Source organism: Ruania rhizosphaerae, assembly GCF_009805705.1.
GTDB classification, from domain to species: Bacteria; Actinomycetota; Actinomycetes; order Actinomycetales; family Beutenbergiaceae; genus Ruania; species Ruania rhizosphaerae.
Map to the genome: position 1 here is coordinate 147,537 of NZ_VSMB01000005.1, position 22,530 is coordinate 170,066.

Consider the following 22,530-nt stretch of genomic DNA (forward strand, 5'->3'; position numbering starts at 1 on the left):
ACACCACGCCGACAGCAGAGAACTGCTTGCGCAGGGTCGGCTCATTGCATGACGGGCACACGGTCAGCGCATCATCACTGAACGACTGGTAGATGTCGAAAGCGTGCGAACAGGACGAGCACGCGTAGGCGTAGGTGGGCACCTGGTCCTCCGGGACTCGAGCGGGGCCGGCCCAAGATGGCCGACGCCATAGTCTACGCCGAACCGTCACTGTGCTCGACCGTGCCGTTGGCCGACGTGCTACCGGCTCGCCCTCCACCCCCGCGCCTCGGCGCGGATCGAGGTTCCGGCGGCTACCCTCGGGAGGGTGTCTGGGACAACAGTGCTCCGCCGAGCAGGGCTCGGCCTGGCAGTCGTGCTCGTGATCGCACTGGTCGTCGCCACGGTGGCCACCTTCACCTTCGTGCGCCGCCCGCTGCCCGACCACGGGGGCACCGCCTCCCTGCCCGGGCTCGGTAGCGCCGTCGAAGTGATCCGGGACGAACGCGGCATCCCGCACCTGTACGCCGACACTGCGACCGACCTGTTCATGGCCCAGGGGTACGTCCACGCCCAGGACCGGTTCTTCGAGATGGACTACCGGCGTCACCTGACGGCAGGGCGCCTGGCCGAGCTCGTGGGCCCGGACGAGAGTGCGATTACTGCCGATCAGGTCATCCGCACGATGGGATGGCGGCGGGTGGCCGAACAGGAATGGGACCTGCTCGAACCCGAGACCCGCACCTACCTCACCGCCTACGCCGACGGGGTGAACGCCTACCTTGCCGAGCGCTCGCCCAGCAGCCTCGCCCTCGAGTACACCGTGCTCGGTCTCCAGGTCGAGGTCGAGGACATCGAACCATGGCACCCGGTGGACTCCCTCGCCTGGCTCAAGGCCATGGCCTGGGACCTGGTGGGCAACTACGGTGACGAGCTCGAACGGGCCGCCGCGTACGGGCAGACCGGTGACGTGGACATGGTCGCCCAGCTTTTCCCGGAGTATCCGGCCGAACGGAACCTTCCCATCCTGCCGACCGCTGCCGAGACCGAGGCGAATGCTCAACTCGCCGCGGACGCCGATGACACAGCGAACACCGGTACCGACGCCGATGCCTCGTCGCCCGGAGGGGCGAGCGGCACCGAGGTGTTCACCACCGACGCCACCGCGGCCTTGGAGTCCACGCTCTCGGCGCTCGCTGCCGTTCCGCACCCGCTCGGCAGCGGCGACGGTATCGGCTCCAACTCCTGGGTGGTCTCCGGCGAACACACCGAGTCCGGGTTACCGCTGCTGGCCAACGACCCGCACCTGAGCCCGTCCGTCCCGGGCATCTGGTACCAGGCCGGTCTGCACTGCCGCAGCACCGGCCCGGAGTGCCCCTTCGACGTCAGCGGATTCACCTTCGCCGGAATGCCCGGGGTGATCATCGGCCACAACGCGGATCTCTCCTGGGGGCTGACGAACCTGACTGCCGACACCAGCGACTTCTTCCTCGAACGCACCTACCCGGACGGCACCTACCTCTACGACGGCGGTCGTGAGCGGCTCACCGAACGGGTCGAGACCATCGAGGTCAACGGGGGTGAGCCGATCGAGCTGACCATCCGATCCACCGAACACGGTCCGATCGTCTCCGACGTACTCACCTCGACCCGTGAAGCCGGCCAGATGCCGCTCCCGGAGATCTCGCCACCGCCCGGCAGTGGCGGTTTCGCTGTGGCGCTCTCCTGGACGGCGCTGGAACCGGGCCGCACCATGGACGCGGTGTTCGCGATCAACACCTCTTCTGATTCCGATGACATCGCAGCCGCGGCCGCACTGTTCGAGGTGCCGACGCAGAACATCGTGTTCGCCACGACCGCCGGCGACATCGGCTATCAGGCGCCGGGTCGCATCCCCGTGCGCGAGGAGGAAGTGCGTGACGCGGTCGTGCCCTCCGACGGGTCGTGGCCGCGACCGGGCTGGCACCCGCGCTACGACTGGCAGGGGTACCTGGACCCCGCCGATCTGCCCTCTGCACTCAACCCGGACTCGGGTGTGATCGTGGCCGCCAACCAGCCGGTGCTCACCCCCGAGCGGTATCCTGACTTCGGAAGCGATTTCGCCTACGGCTACCGGGCGCAGCAGATCTACGACCGGATCTCCGCGATGGTGGAGACCGGTCCTGTCGGCGTCGAGGACATGGCGCTCATCCAGGCCGACGAGACCGACCCCGCGGCCGAGATGCTGGTACCGGTGCTGCGTGAGATCGAGTTCGCCGACGAGGACTTCGCTGACTCCGAGCTCGATGCAGAGTTCGTGAACGAGGCGCTGGAGCTGTTCGAGGACTGGGACCACGTCAACGACACCGACTCCGCCGCCGCTGCCTACTTCGCCTCCGTCTGGACCAACCTGCTGCGGCTGACGTTCTGGGATCAGCTCCCCGCTGACCACCGTCCCAGTGGCGGCAGCCGGTGGATCGAGGCAGTCCGCGGTCTCCTTGCGGACGAGGACAGTCCGTGGTGGGACGACCGGGCGACGCTGAACGTGGTGGAGCAGCGCGACGAGATCCTGGGTGAGGCGCTCATCGATGCCCGGGTCCAGCTGACCGTCTCCCTGGGCAAGGACCCGCAGGACTGGCGCTGGGGCGGGGTCCACACATTGACTCCCACCCACGAGGTGCTCGGAGGCGATGCCGCCCCCGCGATCGTGGCCGACTACATGAACCTCCCCGACGCCGGGCTCGGTGGCGGGCCATCGATCGTCAACGCCAACGGCTGGCGTGCCGACGCCTGGACCGAGGGCTACCCGGACTTTGCCGTGACCGCGGTTCCTTCCATGCGGATGGTGGTCGACCTGGCGGATCTGGACGCCTCGACGTGGGTGAACCTCACCGGCAGCTCCGGGCATCGGGCGTCAGGACACTACGGCGACCAGTACGAGGCCTGGGCAGCTGGGGAGACGTATCCCTGGCCCTTCAGCAGGAGCGCGGTCGAAGCGGCAGAACAGCAGCGGCTGACGCTGCAGCCCTGAGGCACGGCAGTGACTGCCGTGGTGCTGCCGAGTAGCTCAGGGACGCAGCCACTCCACGCCCGAGGGCGTCAGGACGCCGTCCACGGGGCGATCGTGCGGAGCTGATGGCAACGGGTCGGAGCACCGTTCGTCGTCGAAGACCACCGCGATGACCGGCGTGCCGGGGCGTGCGTGGGTGAGTACGCGGTCATACCAGCCGCCCCCCTGCCCGAGCCGGACGCCACGGTCGTCGACCCCGAGAGCGGGGGCGAATACCAGGTCCGCCTGGGCGATCGCCGCCTCACCGAGGCCGGGACCGTCCGGCTCCGGCGGACGGCCGGGTGCACGCTCGGCGAGCGGGTCCCCGACCCGGTAGGTGGCCCAGTCCCGGGTCAGTCCCGGACCGAGGACCGGCAGCAGGATCTCCACACCGGCCTCGCCCAGTACCTCCAGCAACGGCCCGGTGTCGGGCTCGGCAGGCCGGGCAGCATAGGCGGCCACGGTCGTGACGCCGTCCAGCAGGGCGTGGGCGTGGACGGCGATCGCATCCGCTGCCTCTCGGCGCTCGCGCTCAGGGCGGTCACGACGGTGACGGCGTACCTCCTCCCGGACGAGCTGTTTTGCATCCTCGAGCTCCAGTCCGGCCGCGTCGGGGAGGCTGGGTGAGAGGGTCCACATATCTCTACCTTCGCACCCTCGGACCGCGTTCGCCAGGGACCAGCGAGCAGAGGCTGACACATCTCGCCAGACGGACCGATACCGTGGGCCCCATGAGCGCAGTGACAAAGGCAGTGGTTCCCGTGGCAGGCCTCGGCACCCGGTTCGTGCCGGCGACGAAGGCGATCCCGAAGGTCATGTTGCCGGTGGTCGATACGCCCTCGATCCAATACGTGGTGGAGGAAGCCGCGGCCGCCGGACTCACCGATGTGGTGCTCGTGACCGGACGTGGGCAGTCCTCAGTGGGTGACCACTTCGACTCCGCGCCCGAGTTGGAACGCGTGCTCGAAGCCAAGGGTGACCAGGCGCGGCTGGAGGCCGTGCGGGCCTCCTCCGAGCTTGCGCAGGTGCACCTGGTGCGCCAGGGAGCCCCGCTCGGACTCGGCCACGCCGTGCTCACCGCCGCCGCGCATGTCGGCGACGAACCCTTCGCCGTCCAGCTCGGGGACGACCTCATCGACGCCCGCGACCCGATCCTGCCGACGATGATCGCCGCCCAGGAAGCCCTCGGCGGGTCGGTCATCGCGCTGATGGAGGTCGAGCCGAGCCAGATCCATCTGTACGGGTGCGCCGCCGTCGAGCCGGTCGACCTCTCGGCCCTCACCGGCGACCTCGCTTCCCGCAGCGAGGACATCGTGCGCGTGCAGCACATGGTCGAGAAACCCGACGCCGCCGACGCCCCCTCCAACCTGGCGATGATCGGCCGCTACGTGCTCCACCCCGAGGTCTTCGACGTGCTGCGCACCACCGAACCCGGCCGCGGCGGGGAGATCCAGCTCACCGACGCCCTCGCCGAGCTCGCCGGACGGCCCGGACCCGGCGGCGGTGTGCACGGCGTGATCTTCCGCGGACGGCGCTATGACACCGGCGACCGGCTCGACTACCTCAAGGCTGTCGTCCAGCTGGGAGCCGACCACCAGGATCTGGGTGAGGACTTCCTGAACTGGTTGCGCGGGTACGTGGCATCGCGATGACGACGGTTCAGCGATGAAGTCTGTCTCGGAGCACCTCGGTGCGGTGCTGGACCTCCTGCAGCCGCTTCCGCCGCTCGACGTGGTGCTCCACGATGCCGTGGGATGTGTGCTCGCTGAGGACGTCCTGGCCGGTGACGACCTACCCGAGCGCGACCTCGCCGGGATCGACGGATATGCCGTCATCAGCCGGGACGTCGATGGGGCCACGCCGCAGTCGCAGGTCACCTTGCGTGTGCTCGACGAGATCGTCGCCGGATCGGTGGATGACCACCGCGTGGTGACGGGATCGGCGTTGAAGGTGGCCTCTGGGGCGCCGCTGCCCGGCGGGGCCGATGCTGTGGTCCCGCTGGAGGACACCGACGGCGGTCGTGCGGCCGTGCACGTGCGCTCCGGTCCCGTACCGGGTTCGTTCGTGCGCAGGCAAGGGGAGGACCTGCGCACCGGGGAGATCGCGCTCGCGGCGGGGGAGCGTATCGGTGCACGGCAGATCGCCCTGCTCGCTGCGCTGGGCCGGGCCCGGGTTGGCGTCCACCCGCGCCCACGGGTGGTGCTGGTCTCCGTGGGTGATGAGCTCGCCGAACCGGGACGGCGGGCCAGCGCCGGGCAGGTGTTCGATGCCAACGGCCACGCACTCGCCACCGCCGTGCAGGATGCCGGCGGTGCGACATTCCGGGTGGCGGCCGTACCGGACGCGCGCACCCACCTGGCCGAGACGCTGGAGGATCAACTCGTGCGGGCCGATGTGGTCATCACCACCGGGGGGCTGAGCTACGGCGGGAACGACACCGTGAAGGAGGTCCTCGCGCAGCTCGGGCAGGTGCGTTTCGACAACGTCGCCATTGCGCCTGGGCGGCAGTTCGGCGTCGGGGTGATCGGAGGTCAGACCAGCGGGACGCCGACCCCGATCGTATGCCTGCCTGGAGACCCTGCGGCCGCGCAGGTGGGCTACGAGGTGTTCGTTCGCCCGGCGCTGCTTGCGATGGCCGGGCACAGCGAGCGATACCGCCCGACGGTACCGGCCGCCGTCACGCGGGCCTGGGACTCCCCAGCCGGGCGGCGCCAGTTTGTCCCGGTCACGGTGCTCGGAAGCCCGGACGCCGGCTACCGGGCGACCCCGGTGGGAGTCCCCGGCCGGCTATCGGTCAGCGCGATGTCGCGGGCGAACGGACTGGCGGTCGTGCCGGAGGGCGTCACGACGGTCGAGGCAGGGGCCCAGCTGCACTGCCTGGTGCTGGAGAGCTGAGGTGGAGCTGGAACTGGTGGCCCGGGAGTTGCGGCTCCGGCCACTGCGCCGGGGTGACCGGCGCGCATGGGAGGCGCTGCGCCGTCGTAACGCCGCGTGGCTGGCGCCCTGGGAGGCCACCTCCCCGGAGCCGGCCACCTATCGCCCCACGTTCCGGCAATACGTGCGCGACCAGGCGCGGGCCGCGAAAGAAGGCAGCGGCTACGCCTTCGTCATGGAGTACCGGGGCGAGATCGTCGGCCAGGTGACCATCGCCGGCGTGGTGCGTGGCTCGTTGCAGGCGGCCACCATCGGGTACTGGATCTCCGAGCACGTGGCCGGGCGGGGGATCACCCCGATGGCGGTGGCGATGGCGGCAGACTTCTGCTGGTTCCGGCTCGGGCTGCACCGGGTGGAGATCAATGTTCGGCCCGAGAACGCCGCCAGTCTGCGCGTGGTCGCCAAGCTCGGGTTCCGGGAAGAAGGGCTGCGGCCGGGGTATCTGCACATCCAGGGCCGGTGGGCCGATCACCGGAGTTTCGCGCTCAACCGGGACGAGATTGGGGAGGGGTTGGTGGCCCGGTTGCGGGGTCGCTGAGGCGGCACCGACACGGGTGGACCAGCACGGCGCAGGATGCGCCCCAGCCCGACGCATGCGTGTCGATGCGGTCAGCCATTGTGCGCTTGCAGAGGCGACACGCCGCGGCTGATCAGCGGATCGGGGCCGCGCTGGACATACCGTTCAGATCGTGGAGTTCGCCGGATGGGTCGCCCTGGCGATCGCGGTGATGATCTTCGGATACTTGCTTCCGACCGCGATCCGTTCCAGGCAGGTCGTCGTGGACTCGCGGGTGACCGACAGGTTCTCCGGGGGGCTGCGAGTGCTGGCCCGTACCGGTGAGGCTCCACCCACACCGACACCTATGAGCACGAGCCGCGGATTCCTGCACCGCACCGCGGCCGAGGAGGACAGACCGATGCACTCGCCCGTCGCTGCGCGGCCCGCTGCCGCGGATGTGCGCCGTGCGGCTGCAGCCCGCGCCGCGCGCGCCGCTGCCGCCAGCCGTCGTGCTGCCGCGGCGAAGCGCCGGCTCGTGCTCACCCTCACACTGCTCGCCCTGACCGCCGCCGGCTGGACCGTGGTGGGCATGACGCCGGTGAACGTGGTCGCCGGGATCGTGCCCACGGTCGCGTTCGGTGGCGTGCTCGTCCTCGGACGGCGTGCCGCCGCCCAGGCGAAGATCGCCGACGCCCGGTGGGCTGCCGAGATCGAACGTGCCCGGAAGGCCGAGCAGACCCGCGCCGCCCGGCGCCCCAAGCAGCCCGAGGCCAAGCCCTCCAGCCTGCGGATCGAGCTAGATCCCGGTGCGCTGATGGCCGAGCACGCCCCTGAAGCCGAGGAACTTCGGGTAGAGATCCCCGCCGGGGAGGGGTGGACCCCTGTGCCCGTGCCGGCGCCCATGTACACGATGAAGCCGGTCGCGCGCCGGCGTGAGCCCGTGGTCGAGGACTTCACGGCTCAGCCCGCTGCTGGGCAGCAGTCCCCGACGGCGGAGGGTCCCGTTCCCGCGGACGACCCTGCTGCCGAGGCCGGTTCCGGCGGTGGTTCAGCTGCAGGTGGTTCGGCTGCCGGCGGGGCCGGCCGGGCTGTGCCTGCGCCGTCGGTGGACCTGCAGGCCGTGCTGGAGCGGCGACGGGCTGTGGGGCAGTAGGGCACGCGAGGAGCGTGCCCCTACCCCTCAGGCGGGGGAGCCTGAAGCATCGCGCCAGGTGGAGCCATCAGACCACAACGGAGAGTTCGTCGTGGTGTCGAAGATGGACGATCCGGGCGGGAACGCACTCGCGGCGGGCCGGGATGCGCTCGAATGCACTGGTGCTGGAAAGCCCTCGGGAGTTGTTTGCGCGGCACCCTCGATCACGTTCCCGGCGATCATGCCGGTGGATGGCTGGCGAGGAATGATCCCGTACGTCATGACGCCGCCACGGCTGTCCGTGATCTGATTCGTCATGATGGTGGTGTTGGTGCTGCTGCCTGCTGCAGGCGCGAACGCACCGATGCCGACATTGCGGTAGGTGGCGTCGTCAGGGATGGGCGTGACGCCGTCGATGTAGTACTCGGAGCCGGCGTTGTGCACACCGTTTCCGAGCACCGTGAGGTGGTCCGTCCCATGGAAGAGGATCCCGCAGCGCTCCGCGTTCCGGACGAGGTTTCCCACGATCACATTGCGTTCAGCCAGTTGCTCGTAGTCGCCCTGATCTCCGGAGGAAAAGGACGAACTGTGGTTGAGCGGCATCCCGGAGATCATGATGCCCACGCCATACCACGGGCCGTTTCCATCGCTGTTCCAGGTGCCGACGCCACGCAGCACCCCCTCGACCACATTGCCTTGGACGAGGGTGTCGCACGTGCCACGGGTCAGCTCGATGCCGCCGATTCCGGAGTCGCTGACGGTATTGCCGACGATGGCGAGATGACTCGGTCCGATGTCGTCGCCGAAGCCGCCTGCGAAGACCCCGGAGAAGAACGATCCGGCAATCGTGTTGCCCGAGCACGTCACCTCGCGGCAACCGCGCGAGAGTGAGACTCCGTTGTCCGCTGACCACTCGATGCGGTTGTGGTGAAACTGGACCGAGTGACAGAACGTGAACCCGACGTCTTTGCATCGGCGGAAGTAGGTGTCTCGGACGACGACGTTGCGGGCACCGTTGACATGCACTGGAAGGTGTTCGAGACCGTAGAACCGGCATCGGTCAACAGTGATCCCGTCGATTTCACCAAGCGCCGGAGTATCCGGATCCAGCGGCCCCTGCGCGAAGATGCCGGTGCGTAGGTAGCCCTCCGATGGAAACGGACGTGGCTGAGCGCCGTCCCGTGCGTGACCGACTGGTTCGCTGGTCATTCCTCCGTCGAACCCGAGACCACGGAATGTGATGTTTCGGGTGTCGCTCGATCCGCCGATCTTGAAGATGCGGGAGAGGGAGCCAGACATTGCCGGGTCCGCACGCAGGAGCGTGGCGTCCGCACCTAGGCCCTCGATGGTCACGTTCGTGAGCCCGGTGAGGTCGATCGGCGCCGTGAAGTCGTAGGCGGGTGCACTGGCGATCAGGTGCGCTCCGCCTGTGAGGGCGTGGCACGCTGCCACGGCGTCCTCCCACGCTTGCTGGTCGGAGGTAGTCCGGAAATCCTCGACGAAGAGTCGCCGCGTGAGCGGATCAGCGGCTGCCTCGGCGGCTGGAGTGGCGAGCAGGGCGGCGAGCCCGCCGGTCGCTGCGAGGCCTGCGACCAGGGACCGGCGGGATGGTGATCGTGGGGTGTCGTCGTGACTCATCAGATCCGTCCTTGGTTCTGTGAAGGGTTCAACAGGTGATGTGATGTCCGCGCTGTGCGTCAGCGTGGAGCGCCCAACCCGGGCTCGAGATGACCGTGCGCGATGTGAGCAGGGTGCCCGGGAAGTGCTATTCTGGGCACTGCCTTGGGGCTATGGCGCAGTTGGTAGCGCGTCTCGTTCGCAATGAGAAGGTCGGGGGTTCGAATCCCCCTAGCTCCACCACATGTCTGTAGGGTCGGCATGCTTTTCGCCGGGCCTGCAGACATGATGAAGGCAGAGTGGATTCGGGAGCCTGCCGCAGCGGAGCGAGGACAGGCGGTTCCCCCTAGCTCCACCAGTGGTGGTCGTCGGCTCATCCGGCGTCCTCTGTCCTCACAGGGACGATCGCGCCATGGGTGCGGAGCGTGTCGCGCAGGTTCTCGATCGGTACCTCAGGCACGGTGGTGCCGGCCATAGTGGCGAGCGCGGCAGCTGCCCCGGCGGCTTGGCCCATGGCCATGCAACTGGCTTGGACCCGGAACGCGGAGTTTGCTTGCCGGTCTCCGCTGGCGATCCTGCCCGCTGCGAGGAGCCGCCCCTGCCCGCGGGGGATCAGTGCACGCAGCGGGATCGTCGGCACCACCCCCTGGGTGAGTTTCCGCACCCGGGTGGTGGCGCCGTCGGAGGTGTGGATGTCGATGGGGAAGAAGCTGTAGCTCACAGCATCCGGCCACACGCGGCCAGAGGTGTAGTCCTCCACGCTGATCGTCACCTCACCATCGATCACGACCGACTCGCGGATCCCCACCTCGGGCGACCAGCTGTCCACTCTGAGTCTCTGCAGACCCGGCTGCCTGCGCAGGAATGTCACGATGCGGAGCAACGTACGGCGCGCCGCCACCTCAGCCGCAGTGCGTTCGGCGCTTGTGGCCGCCTCGATGCCGACGACGTGCATCGCATTGGCGCCCCGGTTCTTCAGGAACTGCCCCGCCGGATTCTCCGCATTGGAGAAGTCCGTGGCGAGCAGCTCCCCGGACTCGATGGCTGCGACCGCGGCGGTATTGATCGCCGGTACATCCAGGTCGGCGAGCTCGTACCCGCTCAGTCGCGCCATCAGCGTGCCCGGCTGCGGCTCGTCGGTGTTCCGGCGCGTCAAACCGAGGTGGGCCACGGCGTTCCCGTCGCCTGTCGCATCGACGACGACCCTGGCGGTGACATCGTGAACGCCCTCCTTGCCACACAGCGACACCCGCCAGCCGGCACGGGTGGCCTCGATTCCCGCGAGCATGGTGTGGAGCCGGAGCTCGGCCCCGGAGCCGAGCACAGCCTCATCGAGCACTGCCGCATGGATCGCCGGGGTCACGCGCACCGCGTGCATCCAGTGCGGGGCTTCAAGGTCGGTGAAGTCCGGCAGGTCATCGCCTGCCAGGGACAGCGACCGCGTCACCAGCTCCCAACCGATGCCGGCGATCACCTGCCGACCCCACGCGTGGAACAGCGCGGTCGTGAACACTCCGGCCATCGTTGTGGTGCCGCCGAGCGCACCGTTCTTCTCGACGAGCAGCGTGCGGGCGCCCAGCCGAGCCGCCTGTATCGCGGCCGGGCACCCGGCTGGCCCTCCACCGATCACGACGACGTCGTAGTCACGGGAGTCGAGAGTCATCGCCCCCTCCTCAGAGGCCCGGTCCCGCTCACGACTCGACCCGACTCAGCTGGACACCGTTCAGGCGATGGTGTCCGGCCTGAGCGCACCGCAGCCGGACGAGGGCGGTTGCGGGGTCGAGGTCGAAGAACCCGAGTGGCCGCCACGTGTTCGCACACCATTGCTGGTCGACCTGCACGCGGGTGGTACTCCCGTCCGCCAGTGTGACCTCGTAGGTGGCCGCACGGGTGGTGTTTCCATCAGTGCCGTACCAGACGCTCACCAGGTAGCGACCTGTCTCGCCGACCGCTGCGGTCCAGGTGCCGGTACGGTCCTCGGCGCTGCCATGTGCCCAGCGCGAGCGCCGTCCGTCGTGCCCGGGAAGCGAGCTCGTGTACCAGGTCCCGACCTCGGCGTAGTTGTCGGAGTGGTTGTCCCACACAGTCCTCGCCGAATCGGCCGATCCGATCTCAGCGGTGAACGGGTCGGCTCCTCCGGCGACGTTTACTGCACCCTCGTACAACGCGTCGGCCGCGGCGTCGGCCGGCGGGGTGACCGTGAACTCCACGTCGACACTCTGCCCGAGCTCGGCATCCACGCTGATCTCGGCCGGTTCGGCCGTCCATCCGTCTGGGAGCGCGACCGTGACGGGCGCGTTAGCTAGTGGTGCATCCACAGCCGTGATGGTCGCGGTCACGGAAGCGGAACTGCTGGCGTCGTCGTGGACCGGAGCCGACGTGACGTGCACCTGGGGCGGCCCGGCCTCACCGGCCAACGTGAAGCGTGCCGAGTGGGCGCGCGTGTAGAGCCCGGAGATGGCGGTCATGACGACGGATGCCGGCTGCTCCGGCGTCAAGGAGTAGACACCGAGGCTTCGCCACTGGTCGGCGTCCTCCTGTTGATTGACGTGATGCTCGTGGACGCCGTCAGGGGTCACGACCTCGAACAGCACATCCTCGGAGGTTTGGCTGTTGCTGGGATACCAGACCGAGACGGTGTACTGCCCAGGGGTCGCGATTGTCGGGGACCAGGTGATCTGCCCGCCGTACAACCCCTCCGGGCTGTAGCGTGAGGACGTGCCGTCCGGGCCGTCAAGGCTGGAGGTGAGCCAGTTCCCCGACTCGCGATAGCCGGGGTCGTCCGGGCCGATGATCACATCGTTCGGGTTGCCGACGGCGACTGCGATGTTGACCGGTTCCAGGTCCGCGCCTGGGAAGACGGTCACGGTTCCTCCCGAGCCGGGTTCGGCTCCGGAGGCAGTGACGGTGAAGGTGAACTCCTCCAGGGTGCGGCCTGCGATCGCCCACTCCCGGTCGGCTGGCTCGGCAGTCCAGCCCGTGGGCAGTCCTAGCGTCGTGGTGCCGGTGAGCTCGAGTGGGCCGCGGTTCATCAAGGTCAGCTGCACGGTCGTGCTCGCGCCCGGCCCGAGAAGATTGGCCTCACTGATGTCGCACGCGATCATGTCGATCGGGGGGAACACGGTGATCGAGCCAGGCGTCAGCACTTGATCGCCGTCGCCGTTCCAGCGCACCCGGCCCGTGACGGCGTACTCCCCGGAGGTGGCGTTGGCAGGTGGCCTCACGTGGAATGTTGCGTCGACGACGTCACCTGGGCCGATCTCGCTGGGTGCTGGCTGAGTTGGCTCGACGGCCCAGCCGGTGCGGGCGTAGACGAGGACCTCGACGTTCTCGATCACGTCCGCGGTGGTGTTCCGCACACGCGCGGTGACTGTGAACGGATCGCCCGGTGTGGTGGAAGGACGCAGCAGCAGATCGCCGCCGACGTCCTGTCCTGCGGGGAGTTCCCCCGTCACGGTGGCAGGCAGGTGCAGATGCCGCTCTGGGCGTGCGTCGCCATCGACCGTGGCGCGATAGCTGAAGCTCGACGTCAGGGAGTCCACCGGTACGGTCCATTCGTACGGGTAGACCTTCTCCGGGACTGTGGTCCAGTCGCCGTCGTCCACGCGGTACTCCAGCTGCACGTCACTGCCGTCGCTGGCACTGCTCTGGATGTAGACGTCGTATCCGGAGCGATCCGGACGAGGTAGCGAGATCGCGCGAACCCGGTCCCTGGTGCTGCCACCGCCGCCGTCGAAGTCGTCGAAGTGGTAGCTGGCTCCACTGCGATCTGGGGTCGGAGCTTCCCGGTGCCACGGCTGGAGACGGCCGGCTCCTGGCACCTTGATCGCCGTGATTCCGTGCGCACTGACGCGAACGTTGAGCCTGCCGCGCACGATCCGCCCCGGCCGCGGGCGACCATTGTCACGAATGACCTCGACCTCGTAGTGGCGGTTCGGATCGATCCCAGTCAGTTCAGGGTCGAAGGTGACGTGCCCACCCTGATTGCGATCGCTCTCGTTCGTCAGGCTGAGGTAGAAAGCCTCGTCGGAGACGGCCGTGAGCCAGTTCAGTTGTGCGTCGTCAACGTCGACGATGCCCTTGGGCAGATAGGGCCAGACATTCTCGTCGCCATAGAACGTGCCGGGCTTGTGACCGTACGTCCGGAGCCGGAAGTACACGAACGTGCACTCGAAGGCGGACGGGAACTGGATCTGACCGCCGGAGCGTGTCTGGTGCTCACTGAGGAGGTAGTCCAGTGCGAGCCCTAGCTGCGCGGGGGCATGGTGGAAGTAGATACAGCTGGTCCCAGGAGGGCCTTCGATGGGGTACTCAGGCCGCATCGGGGCCGTGATGAACTGCCGGTTGTAGTACCCCGGGTAGTTGGTGAACCGGCCGACCACCATGTTGTGGGCCATGTCGCGGATGAAGTCGTCGCCCACAGTCTCGGCCAGGCGGAGCAAGAATGGCGCCCAGATCGGATTCAGAGTGAATCCGCCGCCCGGGTTGATGAGGAAGGTGCTGAGCTGTTCGAAGGTGAGGCCCGTCGTCGATGCCATCCATGCCTCGACGTTCTCCTCGGTGATCGGCACCTCGCGGGGGTATTCGGGCAGTCCCGGGCTATCCACCCACTTGTAGTACATGTCGTCGATCGCTTCGCCCACTGGCGAGGTAATCGATGTCTCTGGCACGGGGCGGACCTCGAAGAGGCCCATGAACCGCTTGGCTTCACGGTGGGCAGCGTCGAGCAGCTCTGTGTCGCCGGTGAGTTCGTAGATCACGAACAACTCCAGCCAGGCCTTCACGTAGCTGTACCCGAAGCTGCGGGTTCCGGCGTACTCGGTGTAGGGCGTCTCGATGTTGCGGCGCGCATACCACTTACCGACCTCGACTGCCTGCGCCAGCCACGCCTCGTCGCGGGTGAGGAGGTACGCCGAGATCGGGATGTTCATCGGCGTGCGTCCCTGGAATGGGTACTTTCGGCGTACTGTCTCCAGCGCGATCGCATGGACACCTGCAGACTGGCCACGGAGCAGCTCCCACAGCGGCACAATGGTATTGGCATCGCCGACCCAGCCACACAGGGGTGAGTAATAGCCGTAGCCGGCCTTCGGTGTGTGGCCGATGTCGCGCCGGGAGATGATGTGCTCAAGCAGTGGCCTGGCGCGACGGTTCCAGAAGTCCTCCGCCTCTTCAGGCCGGGAGGCAAGTAGGTTCGCACTCAGCACGACACTTGCTGTCGACGTCCGCACCTGCTGGTCGCCTTCGATGTTGGCGAAGCCCTTCCCACGATTCCACCAACCGGAGACGGAGGGGATGAAGTCGACAGAGTCGTCCCCATCTGGCTCGATGGCGATGAGGTCCATGATGTTGTGAACGGTGTCGGTCAGCGACGTCTCGTAGACGTTCTTGCGGTACCGGTCGAAACCGTACTCACTGCGCGAGACAGCAACTTGGGTGTCATACAGCGATCCCGCCTGAGCGACGACACCGAACGCATATCCGATCCGGTCTCCGGCGTTCAGAATGGACCGGTCGCCTCCTGGCGGAGCGTAGGCGATGGTCTGCACAGCCTCGGACTCGTTGCGCAGACTCATGGCGAACGGTTGGTCATGTTCGCCGAGGAACCGGCCGTGCTCGAACTCCAGGACGTCGGCCGGGATGTGCACACCGGTGGTGACCGGCACGTTCTCGCGTGCTGACTCCAGGAGCGCCATCGGCGCGAACAGCTCCCAGGCCTTGAGCGCCGTTGCCGGGCCGATCGCTCGTGCATGCTGGCGCGATCCACACAGCACCTCGGTGACCTCGTCCTCGGCGTGGACCGGACTCGCCTGATAGCCAACGACGTATGCGGCATCCTGGAGCACGTGCAGGGACCATTGCACCTCGGGGCCGGTGCCGGTGATCGTCCACCGCACAGTCAACTCCAGAACGTCCTGGACGCTTGCACTCAACTCAACTGTGGTCTCGTCCAGGAGCTGGAAGGACTCCATGGCGAGCCAATGCGAGGCACCAGCGGGATAGTAGTTGCCGCCAGCGAGCAGCTCCGGCTCGCCCGCGACCACCACCCACTGGTCGTCGAACCGCTGACTTTCACCAGAAGCGGTGATCCAACCACTCTCGCTGCGCACGTCGATGTCGCGGACGATGGCCCCGGGGCGGGTGCCATCGGGTCCGTCCCATGTGGCCCGGTAGAAGGTGATCCGGTGGTCCGCTCCCGCGATTGACCCCACACGTTCACACTGCAGGCCGGGCTTGTCGAGGTCCCGCAGTGGCGCATCGAGGCCGAGCGGATCCAGTGCGCCCACGTCTGCTCTAGCCGACGGCGCGAACGTGACGTCGGCGATCGCCGGAAGTGCTCCCGCCGTGATGAGGAGGCCGATCATCTGCCTGCGGTTCGGGCCAGTGCGGTCGGGTGAGCGGTCGGTGGTGCTGGTCATGTCAGTGGTCCTCTCGGTCGTCAGTGACCGTTGCGCCGTCGTAGTGAATGCGGAGTCAACCGCGCATCCAAGATGCGTGATCCACAATCAGCTATCTAAGCATCATGATGTGGATGTAGCAACCAATCACGTGAGAAGCGATTCTGTGGTGACTGCTGGCAGGCGCTTCGTGACGCACGTGTCGCCATGAGCCCAAATGCGAATGGTGAATGCATATGCTGAATGTTCGAACTCAGCGAGTGCTAGCGTGGCTGCGTACGCGCGAACGAAGGAGGGCGTGATGGCGAAGACGACTGACCGCGACAAGATGCCAGGGGCTCAGAGCATCGACCGTGCGCTTTCACTGCTCTCGGCCTTCACTCCGCAACATCCGCAACAGCGGATCGCGGACTTGGTCGCGAGCAGCGGGCTGGGCCAGTCCACGGTCTCGCGCATGGTGTCGGCGATGCTCAGCCTCGGCTTCCTCAGCCACGACACCCGGAGCGGTCTCTACTCACTCGGCCCGCAGGTGGTGAACCTCGCAGCGGTTGCTCTCAACCAGAATGTCGTCCACCATCAGGCACGGCCGGTGGCGCAACGGCTGGCAGCCGAACTCGGCCTCGGTGTGAATGTGGCCCAGCGTTACGACGACCGGCTGTTCTACCTGTGCAACTTCGAGGGGGAGGCGGCACCGCGATCGGCCACGCTGATCGGCCGAGGCGGTCCGCTGCACGCGACCGCGCTCGGCAAGTGCCTCCTGCTCGACGATTCACCTGAAGAGATCGGCCAGGCGCTCGGCAGCTCGTTCGAGAAGTACACCGCCAGCACGATCACCACGCTCTCTGCTCTGCTCGAGGAACTGGAGCGCGTCCGGGAGCAGGGGTACTCGGTGGAGCACGAGGAGCTGGCGCTTCGACGTGCCTGCGTAGCGGTGCCGATCCGCGACAGAGGGGGGAACGTGGTGGCAGCGATGTCGGTATCAGGCCCGCTCTCGGCCATTCGGCTGCCCGAGCGGGCAGATGAGCTCTCCGCGTTGCTTATCGAGCAGGCAGACCACGTCTCGACAGGGTTGGGGTTCTCGGCGCTCAGCGCGTGATCCAGGCGGCTGACCCCAGCCTCGGCCGGGTCGCAGTGATCGGTGGGTTTCGCCTCTCAGGAGCGGCCTCAGTGTGTCCGCCCGAGGCGCCCCGCACGTTCCATGGCGCGCTGTGCCGCGATACTGGCCAACGTGGCGATGCCCGCCGGCGCCACGAGCGGAACGACCACGGGGACGTACCAGATCAGCAGCGCTGTTGCTCCGGCGGCGACAGCGGCCGCCACGAGGCACGGCAGCGCGCCGATCGCCACGAGCTGCCATGCCCGGCCCCAGGAGGTGGTGACGCCCATCTGCCCGGCGTGAGGGACGCCGTCGGCAATCATCCAGGCCGGCAGCATCATGAGCCATGCCAGATACACCGCGCTCACGACAGTGACAGGAGCGGCGACCGGAGTGCCAGCGGCCAGCCGGAGATAGAACAGGAGCACCACCACGGTCACCAGGGGAAGGAGCAGGTGCTTCTGTGCGGCGAGGAAGTGCCTGCGCCAGTAGAGCCACGAACGACGGTAGTAGCCCGGCAGTACCTGATCGTCCAGGCCCAGGCGCACCTGGTGGTACAGCGTGAGCGTGGCTGGGGCGATGCCGGCGACGACAGCGCCGGCGAGCACCTGGGCAAACCACATGAGGCTGAGTGCCACGAGGCGGCACACCCAGGTCGTGACGAGCCCGATCAGGCCCGGAGACGAACTGCCGCGGCCGTGGCCGTCTGTGGCCATCAGTCGTTCTCCAGCCAGCGCGTGCGCATCCCTTCCCGCAGGAAGGCTGAGGGCGAGGCGATGGACAAGCCGGCATCGACGGGGAGAACCACGCCCGTGATGCCCGAAGCGGCCGGCGAGAGGAGGAAGCAGGTGGCAGCCGCCACCTCCGCTGCGGTGACGATCCGGCCCATCGGGTACCCGGCCGCGACGTCGTCGGGCAGGTTCTCATCCCGTTCGATGAAGGCCGGTGCCACCACGTTGAACCGGATGCCGCGCGGGGCGTACTCCAGCGCGGCCTGGCGCATCATCGTGGTCACGCCTCCCTTGGCGGTGGCATAGGCCGAGTTGCCCGGGTGCGCCACCGTAGCGTTCACCGACGAGATGGCGACGACGGAGCTCGACTGTCGTAGGTGGGGGATGGCTGCCTGCAGAGTGAAGAAGGTGGCGTCCAGCGTCCCTGTACGGACCGCACGCCAGCGTTCCGCGCTCGTCTGGTGGAGTTTGCCGCCACGCTGGAAGGCGAGCCCGGTGACGACGCCGTCGATCCCACCGAGGATCCGGGCTGCTTGGGAGAAGGCGTCGACGGCTTGCTCAGGATCTGACATGTCGGCCGTCACCGACGCCGTCAGCGACGGCCGATCGTAGGGATCCTTGTTGATCCCGACAACCTGGGCCCCGTTGGCGGCGAGCTGATCGGCGATCTGTTGCGCGGTGTCCGAGCTCGATCCGACGACGACTGCGCGCATGGACGTTAATTCCTGACTGGTGTGAGGGGGAGCGGGGCGAGGATCTCGTGCAGCAGCGTACGCATCTGTGGGTGCAGCGTGCGTGCCGGGGCACGAACGGTCGCTGCGCTGATGATGCCGCGCTCGAGGAGCACTTCCTTGTGGATGGCCCAGGCCGGCCCGGACTGGAGCCCCCAGACGATGAGGGGAAGGAGGAGGGCGAAGTGGGACCGTGCTCGTGCACGTTCTCCCTGCGTCCAGGCCCGGTAGATCTCGACGAGGAGGTCGGTGAACTCGCATGCCGGCATCGTCCCGGCGGCACCGCAGGCGAGCTCGTCGAGGAAGAACTGGGCATTCTGACCGCCCATCACGGTGATCGGTTCGACGGGCATCGCGCGCTGAACATCGAGCAGCTTCGGCAGGGTGGGCGATGCCTCGACCTTGACGCTGGTGATGGCGGGTAGCTGGGCCAGGTCGGCGATCAGTTCGGCCGACATGGCGACGCCGGTGGCGCCAGGTGCGTCCTGAACCATGATCTCGATACCTGCGGCCTGGGCGTCGGTGGCGAGAGCGCCGTAGAAGTCCAGGAGCTGTGTGCTCGAGGGAGTCACCATGAACGGTGGCAGGACCATGGCCACGTGTGCGCCCTGGTCTGCCACGTCGCGCAGCTGTTCGCGGGCTTGTGACAGGCCGGTCGCGCCTACTCCGGCCACGATCGGGAGCTCACCAGCGCTCGCGACGACGTCGCCGAGTATCTGTCGGCGCTCGGTCGCCGTCAGCGTGAAGGTCTCGCTGGCCATCCCGAAGGTGGCCACGCCAGCTGCCCCGGAGTCGACCTGGAACTCGACCAGCCGGGTCAGCGACCTGCGATCCAGGCTGCCATCGGGATGGAAGGGGGTAGCTAGCACCGGGATCACGCCGGCCATGGACTGAGAGTGCATCTCGTCTCCTCATTGACGGGAGTATGCGCATCGAAGAACGCTCACTAGGTTGTCTCAACCATATAGTAGATACTCCAACCAAAGTATGTGTACGATGATCACAACATCCCGAATCGGGAGCGTCTGAACGTGGACTCGCGACAACAGAGAGGTTGTGTGATGAACAAGAAGCATGGAGCGGGTGACCTGACTCGGCGCTCGGTTCTCCTGGGAACGGGGGTTGTGGCCACGACGGCAGGCTGCAACCTGATCGGTGGCTCAGATCCGGAGCCCACGTCGAGCGGCAGCGGCACTGGCGGCTCTGGTGTCGAGTTGACCCTCGCCCTGGTTCCGGATCCACCAGGAGCCTCGGAGTTCTACCGGGCGCAGATGGATCTCTTCGAAGAAGCCAACTCAGGGATCACGGTGAACGTGATCGAGAACCCGGCCGACCAGCAGCTGAACGCGCTGGAGCTGATGTTCCAGCAGGGTGAGGCCCCCGATGTATTCCGCTGCCAGGGCACGCCTGCGCTGACGCGGTTTGCTGAGCGCGGCTGGACGGCGCCACTCGATGACCTCGTCACCGACGAGTTCACCGCCCGGTTCGCGGAGGGTTCACTCGCGCCCGCGTCCTCGGGTCTGCACTACGACGGCCATCTCATGAGCGTGCCGCTCGTGTGGGGTGACTGGGGCCCGACCGCCCTGTGGATGTACAACGCCGACATCCTCGCCGAGTACGGCTTCGACGCCCCGCCGGCCACCTGGAGTGAGATGGAGGAGATGGCCCGTGCGATCACGGAGGAGGGCAACGGCCAGGTGTTCGGGCTCCACCCCGATCGCCTGGACCTGATGATGTACGGCTCCGCTCCGTACGGCACGCTGCCCAACCTCGATCTGACGACCGGGAGCCCGCATCTGGCCGATGACACGCTGGTGGAGCTGGTGGAGATGTTCCGGCGGTTGCAGTCCGAGGGCGTCATCATCCCGGGCTGGGAGGTCGACGGCGCCAGCCCCGCGTTCAGCGACTTCGCCGCGGGGCGGTTCGCCATGTACCCATCGGCCACCTGGCATGTGGCCGAAGCGCGCAAACTGGCTCCGGACATGAACCTCAAACTTGCTCCGATCCCGGTACCGGACAGTGGCCGCCGCGCCTACTCGCCTCGGAGTGCGGCCTTCCAGCCCATCTGGAGCATGTCCTCGGAGTCGGCGCACCCGGAGGAGTCGTTGCTGCTGATGGACTTCCTGGCCTCCATCGACTTCTACCGCGCCTACTACGAGGAGTTCGGCTCCTTCACCGCATCCCAGATCGCCTGGGAGGACCAAGCCCGGGAGAACCCCGACCAGGCGGGTATCCTCGACGTGTCCGCGGAGACGCTGAGGACCGTCCCCAACCCGCAGCTCCTGGCTGAGGGTGCCGAGGACTTCTGGGCGGCGATCACCGGGGACCCCGAGCTTCGGGCGATCGACGTGGCTAAGGACGCGGTCATCAACGACGTCGACTTCCGGCCGCTGGCCGAGGGGATCGACCAGCGCGTGGAGGAGCTGCTCGTCGATGCGGAAGCGGACGTCCCGAACATTCGCGACCTGCTGACCTTCGAGGACTACGACCCGCTGGCCGACTGGACCCGGAGCCAATGATCAGGTGCGATCGATGACAGCAGCGCCGGCCCAGCGCACACCGTCGTGGCGGCGCAGACGCCGCCGCGCGGTGCTGTGGGGGTGGCTGTTCCTCACACCGCTGGTCGTGCTCTTCACTGCCTTCAGCCTTTGGCCCATCGTGGCATCGTGGTGGTATTCCTTCTTCGCTTGGGACGGGGTGGGCCCACCCGAGGTGTGGGTTGGCCTGGGGAACTTCGCCGAGGCACTGCAGGCGAGCTCCTTCTGGAACGCCTTCTGGAACTCGTTCGTGTTCTCCTTGGGCGCCCTGCTGGTGGAGTTCCCGCTCGCGCTGTGCTTCGCTCTCCTGCTGAACAGCGTGTTGCTACGCGGGCGCAACCTGTACCGGTTGGCCCTGTTCCTGCCGGTGGTCGCCACGACGGCGGTGATCGGTCTCGTTCTCGCGATCATGCTCGCGCCGGTCGGGGGCGTGGTGAACGAAGCGCTGCTGACCCTCGGCATCGTCGATCGACCGATCAACTTCCTGGGTGATCCGGATATCGCCCTGCCCACGCTTGTGGGGATCGACATCTGGAAGGGCTTCGGGATCACCTTGATCTACTGGTTGGCGGCGATCCAGACCGTGCCGAAGGATCTCTATGAGGCGGCCCGGCTCGACGGTGCGGGCGCGCGGCAACAGTTGGTCAATGTCACCCTTCCGGTTGTCATGCCGATCGCCGTGGTGATCTTCCTGCTCACCTTCCAGCGCAGCCTGAACACGTTCGAACTGGTCCAAGCGGTCACCGGCGGCGGACCGGTGTTCGCCACCGACGTGCTGCCGACCTACATCTACCGCTACGCCTTCGACGCAGAGATGGCGGCACCGCGATACGGCTTCGCCTGTGCCGTGGGCGTGCTCTTCGGCCTGTTCACGCTGATCATCACCTTGATGCAGAGCCCGGCTCTGGCCGGGCGACTGAGGAGGAGCGCGTCGTGACCATCGTGAGTCCTAGCACGACCGTCCGCACCGATCCGACGGCGCCCCCGTCACGACCGAACCGGGGGCGAGCCAGTGGGGACCGGCGCCGGATCCGTTGGTGGCACCTGTTCCTCCTGCCGTTCTGTTTCCTGTGGGTCTACCCGTTCCTGTGGATGATCTCGGCGTCGTTCAAGTCACGTCAGGAGATGCTCATCGGTGGTCTCCACCTGTGGCCGCAGGACTGGACGTTCGACAATTTCCGGCGGGCCTGGACCATCGGTCGCTTCGGCGAGTACACGGGCAACACGTTCACGTTCGCGATCACCGCGTTGGTGATCACCGTCGTCACGGCCTCGCTCGCCGGGTACGCACTCTCTGCCAAGGACCTGCCCGGCCGCAAGATCGTGATGGGAGTGCTAGTGGCCGCGATGTTCATCCCGCACGGCTACACGATCATCCCGGTCTTTGAGCTGGTCAACGCGCTCGGGCTGCAGAATGGTCTGCTCGGGGCCGCGCTCGCGCAGGCAGCACCCGGATTAGTGGTGCCCGTCCTGCTGTACGTCGGGTTCTTCGGCGGCGTCCCCAAAGAACTGGGTGAGGCGGCGCGGGTCGACGGCGCGGGGTACCTGCGGACGTTCGTCTCCGTGATGGCACCACTGGCCAAGCCAGTGACCGGGACAGTGGTGCTCATGAGCTTCATCGGTTCCTGGAACGCCTTCTTCGTTCCGCTGGTCTTCACCCTCGGCCGTCCCGACCTGCGTACCCTCGGTGTGGGGATGTACAACTTCTTCGGAACTGACACCACGGACTGGACGGGTCTCGCAGCAGGTGCCTCGATCAGCGTGATTCCGATCGTGATTCTCTTCCTCTTCCTGCAACGGACGTTCGTCGAAGGGATCGCCGGTGCCGTCAAGAGCTGACACCATTCG

At 67.4% G+C, this 22,530-nt stretch carries 16 protein-coding genes, 1 tRNA gene and 1 pseudogene; 10 read left to right on the top strand and 8 right to left on the bottom strand.

The window, feature by feature from the left end; all coding sequences use genetic code 11:
* Nucleotides 1-46: 46 nt before the first annotated feature.
* Nucleotides 47-427 (bottom strand): annotated as a pseudogene (locus tag FV560_RS20605) (FmdB family zinc ribbon protein); the annotation flags it as partial.
* Between FV560_RS20605 and FV560_RS09525 the strand changes: the two are divergent.
* Nucleotides 308-2,989: a penicillin acylase family protein gene (locus tag FV560_RS09525; protein WP_159621293.1), complete on the top strand. Its 2,682-nt coding sequence runs from the start codon at nt 308-310 to the stop codon at nt 2,987-2,989. The pseudogene FV560_RS20605 and the gene FV560_RS09525 sit on opposite strands and share 120 nt — an antisense overlap.
* Before the next feature lie 36 nt (nt 2,990-3,025).
* On the opposite strand, the gene FV560_RS09530 is transcribed toward FV560_RS09525, so the two are convergent.
* Nucleotides 3,026-3,646, bottom strand: a complete 621-nt coding sequence (locus tag FV560_RS09530; protein ID WP_159621294.1) for a 5-formyltetrahydrofolate cyclo-ligase — start codon at nt 3,644-3,646, stop codon at nt 3,026-3,028.
* Nucleotides 3,647-3,738: 92 nt separating this feature from the next.
* Between FV560_RS09530 and FV560_RS09535 the strand changes: the two genes are divergently transcribed.
* The 4 genes from FV560_RS09535 to FV560_RS09550 all read left to right on the top strand — a co-directional run bounded on the left by FV560_RS09535 (nt 3,739) and on the right by FV560_RS09550 (nt 7,593).
* Nucleotides 3,739-4,659, top strand: coding sequence for a UTP--glucose-1-phosphate uridylyltransferase (locus FV560_RS09535; RefSeq protein WP_159621295.1), 921 nt, complete (start codon nt 3,739-3,741; stop codon nt 4,657-4,659).
* Nucleotides 4,660-4,672: 13 nt separating this feature from the next.
* Nucleotides 4,673-5,902 (top strand): molybdopterin molybdotransferase MoeA, encoded by a 1,230-nt coding sequence (locus tag FV560_RS09540; protein ID WP_159621296.1) that lies wholly within the window; start codon nt 4,673-4,675, stop codon nt 5,900-5,902.
* 1 nt (nt 5,903) lies between these two features.
* Entirely contained in the window at nt 5,904-6,479 is a 576-nt protein-coding gene (locus FV560_RS09545) for a GNAT family N-acetyltransferase (RefSeq protein WP_159621297.1), read from the top strand.
* A 151-nt stretch (nt 6,480-6,630) separates the two neighbouring features.
* The gene (locus tag FV560_RS09550) at nt 6,631-7,593 is read left to right on the top strand and encodes a hypothetical protein (RefSeq protein WP_159621298.1); all 963 of its coding nucleotides are present in this window, start codon (nt 6,631-6,633) and stop codon (nt 7,591-7,593) included.
* Between the two features lie 27 nt (nt 7,594-7,620).
* Here the strand turns inward: FV560_RS09550 and FV560_RS09555 are convergent, their stop codons facing one another.
* Nucleotides 7,621-9,210: a right-handed parallel beta-helix repeat-containing protein gene (locus tag FV560_RS09555; protein WP_159621299.1), complete on the bottom strand. Its 1,590-nt coding sequence runs from the start codon at nt 9,208-9,210 to the stop codon at nt 7,621-7,623.
* Between the two features lie 146 nt (nt 9,211-9,356).
* On the opposite strand from FV560_RS09555, the gene FV560_RS09560 reads away from it, so the two are divergent.
* Nucleotides 9,357-9,432: transfer RNA gene (locus tag FV560_RS09560), tRNA-Ala, on the top strand.
* Between the two features lie 130 nt (nt 9,433-9,562).
* On the opposite strand, the gene FV560_RS09565 is transcribed toward FV560_RS09560, so the two are convergent.
* Entirely contained in the window at nt 9,563-10,852 is a 1,290-nt protein-coding gene (locus FV560_RS09565; RefSeq protein WP_159621300.1) for an FAD-dependent oxidoreductase, read from the bottom strand.
* 28 nt (nt 10,853-10,880) lie between these two features.
* Nucleotides 10,881-15,608 (bottom strand): golvesin C-terminal-like domain-containing protein, encoded by a 4,728-nt coding sequence (locus FV560_RS09570; protein WP_159621301.1) that lies wholly within the window; start codon nt 15,606-15,608, stop codon nt 10,881-10,883.
* Nucleotides 15,609-15,888: 280 nt separating this feature from the next.
* Here FV560_RS09570 and FV560_RS09575 point away from each other — a divergent pair, with 280 nt between their 5' ends.
* Nucleotides 15,889-16,683 (top strand): IclR family transcriptional regulator, encoded by a 795-nt coding sequence (locus FV560_RS09575; protein ID WP_159621302.1) that lies wholly within the window; start codon nt 15,889-15,891, stop codon nt 16,681-16,683.
* 68 nt (nt 16,684-16,751) lie between these two features.
* Here FV560_RS09575 and FV560_RS09580 read toward each other — a convergent pair whose 3' ends face one another.
* From FV560_RS09580 to FV560_RS09590, 3 genes are read right to left on the bottom strand one after another with little or no spacing between them, the layout of a single operon-like run.
* Complete coding sequence (locus tag FV560_RS09580) at nt 16,752-17,399, bottom strand: DUF624 domain-containing protein (protein ID WP_159621303.1); 648 nt, start codon at nt 17,397-17,399, stop codon at nt 16,752-16,754.
* Nucleotides 17,399-18,127: an SDR family NAD(P)-dependent oxidoreductase gene (locus tag FV560_RS09585; RefSeq protein WP_159621304.1), complete on the bottom strand. Its 729-nt coding sequence runs from the start codon at nt 18,125-18,127 to the stop codon at nt 17,399-17,401. The genes FV560_RS09580 and FV560_RS09585 overlap by 1 nt, the downstream gene beginning before the upstream one ends.
* A gap of 5 nt (nt 18,128-18,132) precedes the next feature.
* Nucleotides 18,133-19,047, bottom strand: coding sequence for a dihydrodipicolinate synthase family protein (locus FV560_RS09590; protein ID WP_159621305.1), 915 nt, complete (start codon nt 19,045-19,047; stop codon nt 18,133-18,135).
* Nucleotides 19,048-19,206: 159 nt separating this feature from the next.
* Between FV560_RS09590 and FV560_RS09595 the strand changes: the two genes are divergently transcribed.
* The 3 genes from FV560_RS09595 to FV560_RS09605 are packed head-to-tail and all read left to right on the top strand — an operon-like array spanning nt 19,207 to nt 22,521.
* Nucleotides 19,207-20,664 carry an ABC transporter substrate-binding protein gene (locus tag FV560_RS09595; RefSeq protein WP_159621306.1) on the top strand — a complete coding sequence of 486 codons (1,458 nt, stop codon included), beginning with the start codon at nt 19,207-19,209 and terminating at the stop codon, nt 20,662-20,664.
* A 13-nt stretch (nt 20,665-20,677) separates the two neighbouring features.
* Complete coding sequence (locus tag FV560_RS09600) at nt 20,678-21,619, top strand: carbohydrate ABC transporter permease (RefSeq protein ID WP_159621307.1); 942 nt, start codon at nt 20,678-20,680, stop codon at nt 21,617-21,619.
* Nucleotides 21,616-22,521 (top strand): carbohydrate ABC transporter permease, encoded by a 906-nt coding sequence (locus FV560_RS09605; RefSeq protein ID WP_235020037.1) that lies wholly within the window; start codon nt 21,616-21,618, stop codon nt 22,519-22,521. The genes FV560_RS09600 and FV560_RS09605 overlap by 4 nt, the downstream gene beginning before the upstream one ends.
* Nucleotides 22,522-22,530: the final 9 nt, after the last annotated feature.

What these genes read in the sequence shown, in the direction of transcription:
- FV560_RS09555 (WP_159621299.1), bottom strand. Translation starts at nt 9,210, where the DNA reads ATGAGTCACGACGACACCCCACGATCACCATCCCGCCGGTCCCTGGTC.
- FV560_RS09575 (WP_159621302.1), top strand. Translation starts at nt 15,889, where the DNA reads ATGGCGAAGACGACTGACCGCGACAAGATGCCAGGGGCTCAGAGCATC.
- FV560_RS09565 (WP_159621300.1), bottom strand. Translation starts at nt 10,852, where the DNA reads ATGACTCTCGACTCCCGTGACTACGACGTCGTCGTGATCGGTGGAGGG.
- FV560_RS09570 (WP_159621301.1), bottom strand. Translation starts at nt 15,608, where the DNA reads ATGACCAGCACCACCGACCGCTCACCCGACCGCACTGGCCCGAACCGC.
- FV560_RS09530 (WP_159621294.1), bottom strand. Translation starts at nt 3,646, where the DNA reads ATGTGGACCCTCTCACCCAGCCTCCCCGACGCGGCCGGACTGGAGCTC.
- FV560_RS09585 (WP_159621304.1), bottom strand. Translation starts at nt 18,127, where the DNA reads ATGCGCGCAGTCGTCGTCGGATCGAGCTCGGACACCGCGCAACAGATC.
- FV560_RS09595 (WP_159621306.1), top strand. Translation starts at nt 19,207, where the DNA reads ATGAACAAGAAGCATGGAGCGGGTGACCTGACTCGGCGCTCGGTTCTC.
- FV560_RS09540 (WP_159621296.1), top strand. Translation starts at nt 4,673, where the DNA reads ATGAAGTCTGTCTCGGAGCACCTCGGTGCGGTGCTGGACCTCCTGCAG.
- FV560_RS09600 (WP_159621307.1), top strand. Translation starts at nt 20,678, where the DNA reads ATGACAGCAGCGCCGGCCCAGCGCACACCGTCGTGGCGGCGCAGACGC.
- FV560_RS09535 (WP_159621295.1), top strand. Translation starts at nt 3,739, where the DNA reads ATGAGCGCAGTGACAAAGGCAGTGGTTCCCGTGGCAGGCCTCGGCACC.
- FV560_RS09590 (WP_159621305.1), bottom strand. Translation starts at nt 19,047, where the DNA reads ATGCACTCTCAGTCCATGGCCGGCGTGATCCCGGTGCTAGCTACCCCC.
- FV560_RS09580 (WP_159621303.1), bottom strand. Translation starts at nt 17,399, where the DNA reads ATGGCCACAGACGGCCACGGCCGCGGCAGTTCGTCTCCGGGCCTGATC.